Origin of the sequence: Streptomyces sp. cf386 (assembly GCF_900103585.1) — a bacterium.
Taxonomy (GTDB): domain Bacteria; phylum Actinomycetota; class Actinomycetes; order Streptomycetales; family Streptomycetaceae; genus Streptomyces.
The window spans coordinates 107,014-120,485 of record NZ_FNHV01000016.1 but is presented as its reverse complement, the minus strand read 5'-3'; the positions used below and the strand labels follow the sequence as shown (position 1 = coordinate 120,485).

Below are 13,472 nucleotides of genomic sequence, written 5' to 3'. Positions count from 1 at the left end.
CCTCAGTCGTGATGGGCTCAGTCGTGATGGCCGCGGTCGTGACGGCCTCACCAGGACACGGGCAACCGGAGCGGGCTCCGCGTCATCTGCCCCTCCCGCCACTCGATGGTCCCGGGGGTGAACTCGGCGCGCAGGTTCGGGAAGCGGGCGGCCAGGCGGTGCAGGGCGAGTTCGAGCTCCAGGCGGGCGAGCCAGGCGCCCAGGCAGTGGTGGGGCCCGGCGCCGAAGGCGATGCTGGGCGAGGTCAGGGGCGCGAAGAGGTCGGGCTCGCCGGGCGGGAAGACCTCCGGGTCGCGGCCCGCGGAGTTGGTCTGCACGGCGACCACACTGCCCGCCGGGATGAGGACGCCACCGACCTCGGTGTCCTCGACGGCGCGGCGGATCAGCCCCGGCAGGACGCGGCCCTCGCTGAGCGGAACGGTCCGCAGCAGTTGCTCGGCCGCGGTGGCCGCCGCCTCCCCGTCCTCGGCGAGCCCCTTCCAGGCGGCGTGCCCGTCGGTGAGGAGGTAGACGACGGCGTTGCCGAGCGCCGTCATGGTGGTCTCATGCCCGGCGACGACCAGTCCGCAGACCAGGGTGACCAGCCGGCGCTCGTCGATCTTGAGGCCGTCCCCCGCCGCGACCAGCCCGCTCACCAGGTCGTCGCCGGGTGACGCCCTCCGCTCGGCCACGAGCTCACCGGCGAACTCCCCGAACTCCCGCATGGCCAGGCCGACTTCCTCCGCCGTATGGGCGCCGCCGGACAGGGCGTGGTCGGCCCAGTGCCGGATGCGCTCACGGTCCACGTGTTCCAGCCCCATCAGCCGGCAGATCACCGAGACGGGCAGCGGACGCGTGAACGCCTCCACGATGTCGGCGGGCCGGTCCCGTGCGGCGAGGTCGTCGAGGAGCGCTTCGACCACCGGGGCCACCCAGGGCCGCCAGCGGGCGATGGCCCGGGGCGTGAACGCCCGCTGCACCGTGCCGCGCAGCTGCTGATGGGCGGTGCCGTCCTGGTTGAGGAGTCCGTCGGGGGCGTCCAGCAGATTCGGTACGAGGAGCAGGGGCGGGGCGTCGGGGGCGCGCAGCGAGCCCCGGTCGAACCGGGGGTCCATGAGCACCTGCCGCGCCTCGGCGTACCGGGTCACGAGCCACACCGGGGTGCCGGTGGCGAGGGTGGCGAGCCGGGGCGGTCCGGGCTCGGGGAGGCTGATGCGGTGCATGGGGCGAAGCGGCCGGGAGGTGCTCTCTGCGCTCATCCGGGTCTCCAGACGCGCCGGTGCGGACACTTTCCCACGCCAGTGCGCCGTCCCTGCTCCAGTCAGGGTCGGCAATCGGCCAACGGACAGGTCCGGTACGGGATTTGGGGGTACTTGGTTGAACAGGGAAGGAGGAACGTCGACATGACGACCCCCATCAAGCGCATCAACACGCGCATGCCCGGCTGGGCGAAGGTGGTGAGCGCCCTCGTCCTGGTGCTCGTCGTCTTCTTCGCCGGGATCCGGCTGAGCGTGATCCCCGGCCTCAAGGACCTGTTCGGCACCGAGACCAACGACCGCTCGGGTCCCGCGCTGCTGCAGTCCATCCAGGATATGAGCCGCTACGACGCCGCCACCGGCAACTTCCAGATCGTCGTGGATCTGGAGAAGGACGCCAAGTTCCTGCCCGACGCGATCCGCGGCACCCGCACGCTGTACGTCGGCGCGGGCACCGTGGACGCCTATGTCGACCTCGGAAAGGTCGGCGAGGACGACGTGACGGTCAACGACGACCGTACGTCCGCCACACTCAGCCTCCCGCACGCCGCTCTCGGCAAGCCGGCCCTGGACCCCGACCGCTCCTACGCCGTCTCCAAGGAACGCGGCCTCCTCGACCGCCTCGGCGATCTGTTCTCGGACAACCCGAACAGTGAACAGGCCGTACAGAAGCTGGCGGTCAAACACATCGGCGACGCGGCCGAGCAGAGCGGGCTGACGTCCCGCGCCGAGTCCAACACCACCGACATGCTCGAAGGACTGCTGCACTCCCTCGGTTTCAAGGAGGTGAAGGTGACGTACGGGGCCTGAACCCTGCCACAACCGGGCGCGGCACAGCGGGCATCCCGACGCGGAACCGGGGTAATCCCCTTAGAACGAAAGGAAGTTGAAGACTGGAGGACCGCATGGCCCGTGGAACCTCACGTTCGCGTGCCGCGATAAGCCCCGGCACTTCCAAGAGCACAGGCGCCGCCAAAACGGCGGGCAACGCCCATCCCGCAGGCGCCGCCAAATCGGCAGGGGGCGCAAAGCCCAAGGTCGGCACGGCGGGCACCAAGAAGCCCGGGCGCCGCGCCAAGTCCGGGCGCGGCGCCAAGCCACCCGCCGGCACCAAGGCCCAGCCCACCCCGCGACCCGACCGACACCCCCTGCGCTTCCTGGCCCGCCTTCTGGCGATGCTGTGCGCCTTCACGCTCATGGTCGCCTTCGCCGTCGTACTGGCGAAGCTCACCCTGCAGCCCTCGCCCGCGTCGGAGGCCCTGACCCACACCAACCTGCATCCGGGCCGCTCCCTGCGGGCCTATCTGGACCAGCCCGAGCTGCGGGACGCCGTCCGGCAGATCGGCGGGAATCTGCTGCTCGGGGTTCCGTTCGGCATCCTGGTCCCCGTCGTGGCGCCACGGACGCGCGGCGTCCTGCGTGTGCTGCTGCTGACGGCGACCGTGATGCTTCTGGTCGAGTTCGCGCAGGGTGCGCTGGTGACGGGGCGCGCCTTCGACATCGACGACGTCATCCTCAACACCAGTGGAGCCCTGATCGGCTACCTGCTGCTGGGGCGGCGACTGAGCCGCGTGGTGCACGCGAAGGAGCGCCGATCCTGACGCCCCAAGTCCAACCCCTGACTCCTGGCCCCTAGCGCACAACCAACTGCACGATGGCCACCGTTCCGACCACCACGATGAGGGCCCGCAACACAACGGGGGGCAGCCGGCGGCCCGTCGTCGCTCCGACGTGGCCGCCGATCGCGGACCCGACCGCGAGAAGGCCGACGGCCGTCCAGTCGAAGTCCGCGACGACGAGGAAGAGCAGCGCGGCGACGGAGTTGACCACGGCGACGAGCACGTTCTTGACGGCCGTGAGGCGTTGCAGATCGTCGTCGAGGAGCATGCCCATCAGGGCGACGTAGATGATGCCCTGGGCGGCCGAGAAGTAGCCGCCGTAGACGCTGGCCAGGGTCAGTCCGACGAGCAACAGGGGGCCGCCGTCGGGGCGGGCGGTTCTGCCCTGTCGCGCGCGGCGACCTCGCAGCCTCCTGCTGATCAGCGGCTGGAGGACGACCAGTACCAGGGCGAGCCCCACCAGGGCCGGCACGATCCGTTCGAACGCCGAGGCGGGCAGCGTGAGCAGCAGTGCGGCACCGGTGAGTCCGCCCAGCAGGGCGCCGGCGCCCCACTTCAGGATGCGCCGGCGCTGACCGCTCAGTTCCCGGCGATACCCGATGGCGCCGCTGATCGAGCCGGGGATCAGGCCGAGCGCGTTGGAGACCGTGGCGGTGACGGGCGGCAGGCCGGTCGCGAGCAGGACAGGGAACGTGATCAGCGTCCCCGAGCCGACGACGGCGTTGACGGCGCCGGCGGCGATGCCCGCGCCCAGGACGGCGAGCAACTCACCGATGTGTGCGGCGTTCATGGAAGGCAGCCTAGAAACCGCACACTTCGGCGGCTGACGAAGCATGCCGGGCGGACGACGATCCTGGGCACCCACACGGAAGGACCTGCCCCCCCGGCAGATCCCCCGGGCCGCTCCCCCGAGTCCCTCAACTACTGGTCCGTACCAAAGTCTTGACGCCCACTTATCTCACTCCTTAAATCAAGTGGCGACACCTTCACCCCCCACCACGGTCGGCGCACCCGTTCGCCGGGGCGCCGTACGGAAGGGAGCACGATGGCCTCCCCACGCCTGCTCCGCACATGTCTGCTGGCCGCTCTGTCGGCCGTCCTGGTCGCGTCCGCCGCGATCGGCCCCGCGCAGGCGGATCCGCCGGACGTCACCGCCGCCGCGGTCACGTTCTCAGACGGCTTCGACGGGCCCGCCGGTGCCGCCGTCGACTCGTCGAAGTGGCAGATCGAGACCGGCGACAACGTCAACAACCACGAGCGGCAGTACTACACCTCCGGCAACAAGAACGCGGCGCTGGACGGCCAGGGGCACCTGGTGATCACGGCCCGGCGCGAGAACCCGGCCAACTACCAGTGCTGGTACGGCACCTGCCAGTACACCTCGGCCCGGCTGAACACCTCCGGCAAGTTCACCGCCCAGTACGGGCACGTCGAGGCGCGGATGAAGGTGCCGCGCGGGCAGGGCATGTGGCCCGCGTTCTGGATGCTCGGCACCCCGGTCAACTGGCCGGACTCGGGGGAGATCGACATCATGGAGAACGTCGGCTTCGAGCCCTCGACCGTGCACGGCACCCTGCACGGCCCCGGCTACTCCGGGTCCGGCGGTATAGGCGCCGCCTACTCCCTCCCGGGCGGGCAGGCCTTCGCGGACGCCTTCCACACCTTCGCCGTCGACTGGGCGCCCGACTCCATCACCTGGTCCGTCGACGGGAACGTCTACCAGCGGCGCACGCCCGCCGACCTGGGCGGCCGGACCTGGGTGTTCAACAAGCCGTTCTTCCTGATCCTCAACCTGGCGGTCGGCGGCTACTGGCCGGGCGACCCGGACGGCTCGACGGTCTTCCCGCAGCAACTGGTGGTGGACCACGTCTCGGTGACGACCGGCGACTCGCCCGCCGGCGCCGCGGTCAGGGGGCTGGCCGGGAAGTGCGTGGACGTGGCCGGGGCGAGCTCCGCCAACGGCACGCCCGTACAGCTCTACGACTGCAACGGCACCGCCGCCCAGCAGTGGACCGTGGGCTCGGACGGCACCCTGCGCGCGCTCGGCAAGTGCCTGGACGCCACCGGCAACGGCACCACCGACGGCACGACCGTCCAGCTGTGGGACTGCTCCGGCGGCCCGAACCAGAGATGGACCGTCACCGCGGCGCGCGACATCGTCAACCCGCAGGCCGACAAGTGCCTGGACGTGACCGGCAACAACGCGGCCAACGGCACCCGGCTGCAGCTCTGGACCTGCACGGGCGCGGCCAACCAGAAATGGACGGTCGGCTGACCCGGCCGGCCGCCGGTCGGCCGACCCGACCCGACCGTCTAGTGGTGGTGCCAGGTGAACTTGTCGCCGCCCACCCAGCGGACCACGTCCGGGTCGTCCAGGTCGTGAACCGTGATGCCGAAGGCGGCGGCGGTCTCCAGGACGTCGGTGATGGCCCTCGCCATACCGACGACCACACCGTCGATCTCCATGATGCGGAACGGATCCGTGCCCGGCTGAACCCCGAGCACCAGGATCCGCGGGTGTGACATGTGCGGGCTCGCGCTTTCGGTCATGCATAGAGCGTAGAACGCAACCCGCGTCAACGAATCCTCACAGGTCTTCCGCACATGCGGGAGCGGCAGCGCCGGGGAACCCTGGAGGAGGAGGTGGCGATGGATCCCGTCGACGCGCTGACCCGGATCGCCTTCCTGCTGGAGCGGTCCCTGGCGCCGACGTATCGCGTACGTGCCTTCCGTACGGCCGCCCGGGTGCTGGCCGCTCTGCCCCAGGACGAGGTCCGGGCGCGGGCGGAGGCCGGGACGCTGGAGACGCTGCGGGGTGTCGGCCCGAAGACGGCACAGGTGGTGCGCGAGGCGCTGGCGGGTCAGGTGCCCGGCTATCTGACGGACCTGGAGGGCGCGCCCGCGGCCGCACCGCCCGAGGGTGGCCACGCGTTGTGGGAGCTGCTGCGCGGGGACTGCCATCTGCACTCCGACTGGTCGGACGGCGGCAGCCCGATCGAGGACATGGGCCGGACGGCGGCCGAGCTGGGCCACGAGTGGGCGGCGCTGACCGACCACTCGCCACGGCTGACCGTGGCCCGCGGGCTGTCCGCTGACCGGCTGCGCGAGCAGCTGGACGTGGTGGCGGAGCTGAACGCGACCTGGGCGCCGTTCCGGCTGCTCACCGGCATCGAGTGCGACATCCTCGACGACGGCTCGCTCGACCAGGAGCCCGAGCTGCTGGAGCGGCTCGACGTCGTGGTGGTGTCCGTGCACTCCAAACTGCGGATGGACGCGGGCGCGATGACGCGCCGGATGGTCACGGCCGTACGCAACCCGCACGCGGACATCCTCGGCCACTGCACCGGGCGCCTGGTCACCGGGCGGGGCCGGCCCGAGTCCGAGTTCGACGCGGACGAGGTGTTCGCCGCGTGCGCCGAGTCCGGTACGGCGGTGGAGATCAACAGCCGGCCCGAGCGCCTTGACCCGCCCCGACGGCTGCTGCGCCGGGCACTGGCGGCGGACGTGCTGTTCTCCGTCGATACCGACGCGCACGCGCCCGGGCAGCTCGACTGGCAGCGGTACGGCTGTGCGCGGGCGGAGGAGTGCGGGGTGCCCGCCGAGCGGGTGATCACCACGTGGGGCGCGGAGGAGCTGCTGGCCTGGACTCGCGAGAAGTGAACTGACCCGCTTGATGCCGCCCGACGCCGCTTGACTTCGAGAGCGCTCCAATTCGTAGCGTTTCGTTCATGACCACTGCACAGCACAAGATCGGTTCCGGTTTCGACGCGACGAGCACGGCCGACGACGTCCTGCACGGCATCGACCTCACGGGGAAGCTCGCGATCGTCACCGGCGGCTACTCCGGCATCGGCCTGGAGACCGGCCGGGCCCTCACCCGGGCCGGCGCCCGCGTCGTCGTCCCCGCGCGTCGCCCGGACGATGCGCGGAAGGCGCTGGAGGGCACGCCGGGCGTCGAGGTGGACGAGCTGGACCTCGGCGACCTGGAGAGCGTCCGCGCCTTCGCCGAGCGGTTCCTCGCCTCCGGACGCACCGTCGACTTCGTGATCAACGGCGCCGGTGTCATGGCATGCCCCGAGACGCGGGTCGGGCCCGGCTGGGAGTCCCAGTTCGCGATCAACCACCTCGGGCACTTCGCCCTGGTCAACCGGCTGTGGCCGGCGCTCGTGCCCGGCGGCGCGCGAGTCGTCGCCGTGTCCTCCGGCGGACACCATCTGACCGGCGTGCGCTGGGACGACGTCCACTGGCGGCACGGCTACGACAAGTGGGCGGCGTACGGACAGGCCAAGACCGCGAACGTGCTGTTCGCCGTTCACCTGGACCGGCTCGCCCAGGACGTCGGCGTCCGCGCCTTCGCCCTGCACCCCGGCGCCATCCTCACCCCGCTCCAGCGGCACATGGCGAAGGAGGAGATGGTGGAGCGCGGCTGGATCGACGAGAACGGCACCCCGCTGAACCCCGAGGGCTTCAAGAACCCGCAGCAGGGCGCGGCGACACAGGTCTGGGCGGCGACCTCGCCCCAGCTGGCCGGTCTGGGCGGTGTGTACCTGGAGGACTGCGAGGTGGCCGAGCCCGCTCCGGCCGACGGTGCGATGCGCGGGGTGAAGGACTGGGCCGTCGACCCGGAGCAGGCGGCACGTCTGTGGGAGCTGTCGGCGGAGCTGACGGGCGTGAACGCGTTCCCCACGCCCTGAGAACCTGTGGAGCGGTGGTGCGGTGGGCGACCAGGGGCCGTTCCTGTCCCGGCTCTCAACCGGACGGCTCCTGAGGCACCGGATGTTCCGAAGGGACCGTGTCCGACCGCGGCACCCCCTGTCGGCCCGTGCCCGCCTCGTCGGTGTCGGGGACGTCGTCCGCCTCGGTGGCGTCGTCGGCGGGCTCGACGGGCACCTCCCACGGGTCCTCCCCCGTGTCCGCCTGCTGGTCCGGCAGGTCCCGCGGTACGGGCTCGCCGGTCCGGTCGGGCGCCTCGCGATCGTGGTCAGCCATCGTGCATCTCCCTGGCGTCGTCCGAACGCCCCGCGAGTACCGCCTGCCTCACCGGCGAAACGTCAGGGCGCCACCCGCTCGGCGAGGGACGCGCCCCGAGCGGACGACTCCCCGTCGGGCACGGACTCGGCGCGTCGGCCGCCGCGTGCGAAGAAGTCGGCGAGCGGCAGGATCGCGGCACCGACGGTGACCGCGTCCGGGCCGAGCCTGCCCAGGTCGACGGTGACCTTCTGGGCCGGACGCCGCAGGGCGTACGCGGCCGCGTGGCGGCGTACGGCGGGCAGGAACCGGGCGCCCAGCTGGAGACCCGCCCAGCCGCCGATCAGGATGCGCTCGGGCATGAAGAGGTTGATCAGGTCGGACAGGCCGGCGCCCACGTACTCGGCCGTCTCCTCCAGCACGGCGAGCGCCCTCGGGTCGGCCGCTTCGCCCTCGGGCGGATACGCGCCGGCCAGCATCGCCGCCAGCGCGGTCTCCTCGTCGGCGCCCTCCGGCACGCTTCCGCCTTCCTCGCGCCAGCGGTCCAGCAGCGACTCGGCGCCCGCGTAGGCCTCCAGGCAGCCGAGCGCACCGCATCGGCAGCGGCGCCCCCTGACCCGTACCGTCAGATGCCCCCACTCGACCGCCCGCCCGTGCTCCACCTCGGGGGCGACCAGACAGGCGCCGACGCCGGAGCCGAAGAGCACGACGATCGCGCTGCGGGCGCCGCGTCCGCCGCCGAACCACATCTCGGCCTGGCCGAGGGTTCTGGCGCCGTTGTCGATGAAGTAGGGGACGTCGTCCGGGAGTTGGGACCCGTCCCGCAGCAGCTTCTCCAGCGGCACCGCGTCCCAGCCGATCGTCTGCCCGTGCACCACGGCACCGGTGCGCGGCGTGTGTTCGACGATGCCGGGGACACCGATGCCGACGCCCAGGAGCCGCTCGGGCCCGATTCCGGCGCCCGCGAGCACCTCGGCGATGCCGTCGCGCACATGGCCGACGATGCCGTCCACCTCGTACCGGGCCTGCGCCAAGGGCCGTTCGGCGCGGGCGAGTTCGGTGAGGGTCAGGTCGAAGAGCCCGATCCGCACCCGGGTCTCGCCGACGTCGACGCCGATCATGTGGCCGCTGCCGGGAGCCACGCGCAGCAGGATGCGCGGTCGGCCGCCGTCGGAGTCGACGCTGCCGGCTTCCTCGACCAGGCCGTCGGAGATCAGCTCGGCGACGACGTTACTGACGGACCCGGAGCTGAGCCCGGTCGCCGGGCCGAGTTCGAAGCGGCTGAGGGGGCCGTCGAAATAGAGGCGCTGCAGTACGGCCGTACGGTTGCCCCGCCTGAGGTCCCGTACCGTGCGCCCGTTCCGCCCCGCCATGCGCTTCCCTTCGGACCAGCCCTGTTCCACCCCGTTCGAACCCGCCCCCATTGTGACCTACGTCGTGAGGTCCTCGATCTCGGCCAGCGCCGCCACCAGTTCCGGGGCGACCGTCTCCTGGACCCAGCGGTTCTGTGCGGCGTCGGCCGCCCGCGGGACCGTCTCCGTGAGCATGATCAGGTAGAGGTAGCCGCGGTACAGAGCCAGGCGCAGGCGGGCCGGTACGTCGAAGACGGCACGCCCTCCGGCCTCCCGGTATCCCGCCAGGAACGCCTCGTCCGTCTTGATGTCGCCGAGCAGCGCCAGGGAGACGAAGTCGGCCAGCGGGTCGCCCCAGAACATGCGCTCACCGTCGATGAGGCCGCCGATCCGGGCCTCCCCCGCCGCACGGTCCACCAGGATGTTGCCCTGCCACAGGTCGAAGTGGACCAGGCTCGGGACGGTGACCTCGTCCAGCGCCTCGTAGCCGGCGTGGAGCGCACGGGCTACATCGTCCACGGGACGCAGCAGCCGGGCGCCGTAACGGCGGGCGTCGTCGAGGATCGCGTCGAGCATCCCGGTGAACGCCGTGCGCCAGTCGGAGGCGAGCGGGCCGAGGGCGCCGGACGGGTAGCCGAAGCCCGGCCCGGTCATGGTGTGCAGTCGGGCGACCTGGCCGCCCAGCTCCGTACGCAGGGTGCTGCGCTCGGTGTCGGTGAGTGCGCCGTTCCAGGGGTCGCCCGGGCAGGCGGTCATCAGCAGGTGGCTGCCCAGGGCCACGACACGCGGGGCCGCGACGTCCGCCTTGGCAGCCGCGCCGTAGAACTCCGCCTCGGACACGAGGAGTTCGCTCTCGTACGTCAGACCCGGGACGGTCGGCGCGGGCGGCACCTTGAGCACGAACCGGCGGCCATCGCAGAGAAGCAGTTCCTCGACCGTGTTGTAGGTGCCGCCCGACAGCGGGCGCAGGTGGGCGAGGTGTCCCGGCGGCAGACCCGCCGCCCCCAGGACCTGTCGGGCCCGTTCCCAGGAGTCCACCACCGTGCGCCCACCCCTCCCCGTCGGTCAGCCGGCCGCGTACACGTCCTCGACGTAGCGGCCGTCCGCGATCAGCCCGTCGAGCCACCGCCCGGCCGCCCCGTCGTCGGCGCCCGGTGTGCGCTCCCGGTACAGCGTACGGAACGCCTCCCGCACGCCCGGCGCCATCCGGGAACCGTCGCCGCAGACGTAGACCCGGGCACCCGCGCCGAGCAGCTCCCAGACCTCGTCGGCCTCGGCGGCGATGCGGTGCTGCACGAAGCTCACGCCGTCCTGCGGGGCGGCGCTGAAGGCGGGGCGGAGCGAGACGGCACCGGCGGTCTCGGCCAAGAGCAGTTCCTCGGCGTGCAGGAAGTCGGCGTCCGGGGCGTCGCAGCCGAAGTAGCAGAGGGTCGGGGCGAGGTCGGCACCGGTCGCGAGGGCGGCCGTGCGGTCGGCGATCGCGCCGCGGAAGGGGGCCAGGCCCGTGCCCGCCGCGACCATGACGACCGGGGTCGAGCCGTCGATCCGGAAGACCTCCCGGCACGGCTGGACGCGCGCGTACACCGTGTCGCCGGGCTCGACGGCGGTGAGGTAGCCGGATCCGGTGCCCTGGTAGGTGCCCTTGCCGGAGCGTGCGGGGGCCTGGAGCAGGGAGACCATCAGGTCCGCGTGGCCGGGGTCGGCCGACGGCGAGGAGGAGATCGAGTAGTGGCGGGGACGCAGAGGCGTGAGGAGATCGAGGAGCGTCGGCCAGTCCAGGGCGCCGCGCAGGGCCGGGAAGTCCTCGATCACCTCGACGAGGGTGCGCGGATCGTCGGTCAGGTTCGCGAGAGCCATGCGCTCCGGCGGGCAGGGGTTGGCGGCGGCGAGGACGGAGAGCTGGGCCGCGCTGGGGCGCTCCTGCAACTCGACGTGGTGTGTGAGTAGTTGACGTACCGTCAGGGGCCGGTCCAGCGCGAGGCCGTCGCGGCGCGGGCGGGTGGCGCGGATGTCCAGGACGGTGTCGAGGTCGACGCCCAGTGCGGTGGCGGTACGGTCGACGAGGTCCGGGGCGTTGGCGGGCAGGACGGTGAGGTGGTCGGCGGTGCGGTAGGTGACGCCGTCGGGCAGGGCGACGCGGACGAGACGCTTGCGGCGGGGGTAGCCGGGGGCGGTCAGGTCGCGGGCCTCGGTGACCGTCATGGGGACGAGCCCGTGCCGTTCGGCGAGGGCGTCCAGGGGGCCTCCGGTCAGGGTGCGGACCTCGTACGCCGAGGTGGGCTCGTCGATCCCGTCGACGGGTCCCGCGTCCGGGTCGCCGTACCGCTCCAGCAGCGCCGTGCGGAGCCGGGCCGTGAAGTCCCGTACCGCGCCGGTCAGATCGCCGGAGGCGTCGGCGGCGGCGCGGTCGACGAGTCGGGTGGCGCCGAGTTCGGCGAGACGGTCGTCGATGCGGGTCGGAACGTGCTGGTAGGTGGCGGCCCAGTTGCGGTCGCCGACGCCGAGGACGGCGTAGATGACGTCCGTGGCCTCTCCCGCCTCCTCCTCCAGCCAGGTGGCGAAGGCGGTGGCGTCGTCGGTGGGACGGCCGTTGTAGGAGGCGGCGGTGATCACGACCGGGCGGTCGGTGGGCAGGCCACCGGCGTAGGCGTCGAGCGGCGCGACCTGTGTCTCGCAGCCGATCGCGGCGGCCTCGTCGGCGAGCTGGGCGGCGAAGTCGCGGCAGGTGCCGTAGTTGCTGCCGTGCAGGAACAGGGCGCTGGTGCCGGGGCAGACGCGGGCGGGCAGGGCGGCCGTGTCGGACACGGCTTCCGTGGTCGCGGGGGCGGCGCCGGGCAGCGGGGTGTGGACGCGGTCGGCGGGTGTGCGCGGGGTCAGGGTGAGGGTGAAGCCGTCGGGCTTGAGGGTGAGGGTCTCCTTGATGCCGAGGCGGTAGTCGGCGTGGTCGTGCAGCCGGTAGCGGTGGACCAGCATCGCCAGCAGCATGGTCGCCTCATGCAGGGCGAACTGCCGCCCGATGCAGGCGCGTTCACCGGTTCCGAAGGGCTTGAAGGCGTGCACCGAGCGGGCCGCCTCGGCCTCGGGCGTGAAGCGGGTGGGGTCGAACAGCTCGGGGTTGTCGCCCCAGACCGGCTGCCGGTGCAGCATCGGCGCGAGCACGGTGACGGACTGCCCGGCGCGCAGCGGGACGCGCCCGCCGAGCATCGTGTCCTCAAGGGCGTGGCGACTGAAGGCGGCGGCCGTCGGCCACAGCCGGAGCGCCTCGCCCAGGACCTGGCGGGTGTACGTCAGCCTGCCGACCTCGTCGTAGGTCGGCTCGGGGTCGGCCTGGTCGCCCCACAGCTCGTCGACCTCGCGCTGCACGAGCTGGAGCGCGGTCGGGTGCTTGGCCAGGTAGTACATGGCGAAGGACATCGCGCCGGAGGTCGTCTCGTGGCCGGCGATCAGGAAGGTGATGACCTGGTTGCGGATGTTGGCGGTGTCGAGGGTGGTGCCGTCCTGCGAGTGCTCGGCGCTGAGCATGAGCCCGAGCAGGTCCTCGGCATCGCGCTGGTCGGTGCCGGCACGGGAGGCGATGACGTCGTCGACGACCTGGGCGAGGTAGGCGGAGTCGTCCCGGAAGGCCGCGTCGGCCGCCGAGTAGTCCTGGCCCGGGACGCGGGCCAGCCGGTCCATGCTCCACTCCAGGCAGCGGACCATGGACTCGACGAAGGGATGGGGCTCGGAGCGCTCGAAGGAACCGAAGTCGTAGCCGAATCCGGCCAGCCCGATGGTGTCCAGTGTCATCCGGGTCATGTCGTCGGGGACGTTCACCGGCTGTCCGCCGCGGGCGTCACGGTCCCATGACGCGATCAGCCGCTGCGCCACCTTCAGCATCACGGGGTGGTAGGTGCGCATCGAGCCGAGCGCGAAGGCAGGCATGAGGATGTCGTGCGCCTTGGCCCAGTTCGGCTCGTCGTTGTACGCCGTGAACAGTCCGTCGGCGGCGAACTCCCGGACGTTCTCCAGGGCGGGCCCCACATGCTTGGCGAACCGCTTCTCGTCGGCGAGGTCGGTCACCAGGTCCAGGTCGGCGGTGAACAGCGTGTCCCGCCCGTGCAGCCGCCGCACGAGCACCGGCCCGTGCTCCCGCATCAGCTCCATGACCTGCTGGATCGGGGTGCGGCCGGGGCCGACGGCGGTGATGTCGACGACGGGGACGCCGGGGAGGGCGTCCGTGGACTGCGGGTGCGGCGCGGTGGGGGGCATGGCGCGACAACTGCCTTTCGCGGTACGGGAGTACTGCGATCCAGCGTGCT

12 protein-coding genes are annotated in these 13,472 nt (G+C 72.2%); 5 read left to right on the top strand and 7 right to left on the bottom strand.

Features of this window, described 5'->3' with window-relative positions:
• Positions 1–47: 47 nt before the first annotated feature.
• Positions 48–1,238 carry a cytochrome P450 gene (locus tag BLU79_RS34340; RefSeq protein ID WP_093909889.1) on the bottom strand — a complete coding sequence of 397 codons (1,191 nt, stop codon included), beginning with the start codon at positions 1,236–1,238 and terminating at the stop codon, positions 48–50.
• Between the two features lie 144 nt (positions 1,239–1,382).
• Between BLU79_RS34340 and BLU79_RS34335 the strand changes: the two genes are divergently transcribed.
• Together BLU79_RS34335 and BLU79_RS34330 are read left to right on the top strand one after the other, a co-directional pair.
• Complete coding sequence (locus tag BLU79_RS34335) at positions 1,383–2,045, top strand: DUF4230 domain-containing protein (RefSeq protein ID WP_093909888.1); 663 nt, start codon at positions 1,383–1,385, stop codon at positions 2,043–2,045.
• A gap of 95 nt (positions 2,046–2,140) precedes the next feature.
• Positions 2,141–2,836, top strand: a complete 696-nt coding sequence (locus tag BLU79_RS34330; protein ID WP_093909887.1) for a VanZ family protein — start codon at positions 2,141–2,143, stop codon at positions 2,834–2,836.
• A 31-nt stretch (positions 2,837–2,867) separates the two neighbouring features.
• Here the strand turns inward: BLU79_RS34330 and BLU79_RS34325 are convergent, their stop codons facing one another.
• Positions 2,868–3,644, bottom strand: coding sequence for a sulfite exporter TauE/SafE family protein (locus BLU79_RS34325; protein WP_093909886.1), 777 nt, complete (start codon positions 3,642–3,644; stop codon positions 2,868–2,870).
• A 255-nt stretch (positions 3,645–3,899) separates the two neighbouring features.
• Between BLU79_RS34325 and BLU79_RS34320 the strand changes: the two genes are divergently transcribed.
• Positions 3,900–5,129, top strand: a complete 1,230-nt coding sequence (locus BLU79_RS34320) for a ricin-type beta-trefoil lectin domain protein (RefSeq protein WP_093909885.1) — start codon at positions 3,900–3,902, stop codon at positions 5,127–5,129.
• A gap of 38 nt (positions 5,130–5,167) precedes the next feature.
• Here the strand turns inward: BLU79_RS34320 and BLU79_RS34315 are convergent, their stop codons facing one another.
• The gene (locus BLU79_RS34315) at positions 5,168–5,404 is read right to left on the bottom strand and encodes a hypothetical protein (RefSeq protein WP_093909884.1); all 237 of its coding nucleotides are present in this window, start codon (positions 5,402–5,404) and stop codon (positions 5,168–5,170) included.
• 99 nt (positions 5,405–5,503) lie between these two features.
• Here BLU79_RS34315 and BLU79_RS34310 point away from each other — a divergent pair, with 99 nt between their 5' ends.
• Together BLU79_RS34310 and BLU79_RS34305 are read left to right on the top strand one after the other, a co-directional pair.
• Complete coding sequence (locus BLU79_RS34310; protein WP_093910000.1) at positions 5,504–6,514, top strand: PHP domain-containing protein; 1,011 nt, start codon at positions 5,504–5,506, stop codon at positions 6,512–6,514.
• Positions 6,515–6,582: 68 nt separating this feature from the next.
• Positions 6,583–7,548 (top strand): SDR family NAD(P)-dependent oxidoreductase, encoded by a 966-nt coding sequence (locus BLU79_RS34305; RefSeq protein WP_093909883.1) that lies wholly within the window; start codon positions 6,583–6,585, stop codon positions 7,546–7,548.
• Positions 7,549–7,603: 55 nt separating this feature from the next.
• Here the strand turns inward: BLU79_RS34305 and BLU79_RS34300 are convergent, their stop codons facing one another.
• From BLU79_RS34300 to BLU79_RS34285, 4 genes are all read right to left on the bottom strand, one after another.
• Complete coding sequence (locus BLU79_RS34300; RefSeq protein WP_093909882.1) at positions 7,604–7,843, bottom strand: hypothetical protein; 240 nt, start codon at positions 7,841–7,843, stop codon at positions 7,604–7,606.
• Positions 7,844–7,905: 62 nt separating this feature from the next.
• Entirely contained in the window at positions 7,906–9,195 is a 1,290-nt protein-coding gene (locus tag BLU79_RS34295) for an ROK family transcriptional regulator (protein ID WP_093909881.1), read from the bottom strand.
• Between the two features lie 57 nt (positions 9,196–9,252).
• Positions 9,253–10,215 carry a phosphotransferase family protein gene (locus BLU79_RS34290; RefSeq protein WP_093909880.1) on the bottom strand — a complete coding sequence of 321 codons (963 nt, stop codon included), beginning with the start codon at positions 10,213–10,215 and terminating at the stop codon, positions 9,253–9,255.
• Positions 10,216–10,239: 24 nt separating this feature from the next.
• Positions 10,240–13,422 carry a bifunctional cytochrome P450/NADPH--P450 reductase gene (locus BLU79_RS34285; RefSeq protein ID WP_093909879.1) on the bottom strand — a complete coding sequence of 1,061 codons (3,183 nt, stop codon included), beginning with the start codon at positions 13,420–13,422 and terminating at the stop codon, positions 10,240–10,242.
• Between the last annotated feature and the right edge of the window lie 50 nt (positions 13,423–13,472).

Excerpts from the sequence above, each read along its gene's own strand:
- BLU79_RS34340 (WP_093909889.1), bottom strand. The coding sequence starts at position 1,238 with ATGAGCGCAGAGAGCACCTCCCGGCCGCTTCGCCCCATGCACCGCATC.
- BLU79_RS34335 (WP_093909888.1), top strand. The coding sequence starts at position 1,383 with ATGACGACCCCCATCAAGCGCATCAACACGCGCATGCCCGGCTGGGCG.
- BLU79_RS34330 (WP_093909887.1), top strand. The coding sequence starts at position 2,141 with ATGGCCCGTGGAACCTCACGTTCGCGTGCCGCGATAAGCCCCGGCACT.
- BLU79_RS34325 (WP_093909886.1), bottom strand. The coding sequence starts at position 3,644 with ATGAACGCCGCACACATCGGTGAGTTGCTCGCCGTCCTGGGCGCGGGC.
- BLU79_RS34320 (WP_093909885.1), top strand. The coding sequence starts at position 3,900 with ATGGCCTCCCCACGCCTGCTCCGCACATGTCTGCTGGCCGCTCTGTCG.
- BLU79_RS34315 (WP_093909884.1), bottom strand. The coding sequence starts at position 5,404 with ATGACCGAAAGCGCGAGCCCGCACATGTCACACCCGCGGATCCTGGTG.
- BLU79_RS34310 (WP_093910000.1), top strand. The coding sequence starts at position 5,504 with ATGGATCCCGTCGACGCGCTGACCCGGATCGCCTTCCTGCTGGAGCGG.
- BLU79_RS34305 (WP_093909883.1), top strand. The coding sequence starts at position 6,583 with ATGACCACTGCACAGCACAAGATCGGTTCCGGTTTCGACGCGACGAGC.
- BLU79_RS34300 (WP_093909882.1), bottom strand. The coding sequence starts at position 7,843 with ATGGCTGACCACGATCGCGAGGCGCCCGACCGGACCGGCGAGCCCGTA.
- BLU79_RS34295 (WP_093909881.1), bottom strand. The coding sequence starts at position 9,195 with ATGGCGGGGCGGAACGGGCGCACGGTACGGGACCTCAGGCGGGGCAAC.
- BLU79_RS34285 (WP_093909879.1), bottom strand. The coding sequence starts at position 13,422 with ATGCCCCCCACCGCGCCGCACCCGCAGTCCACGGACGCCCTCCCCGGC.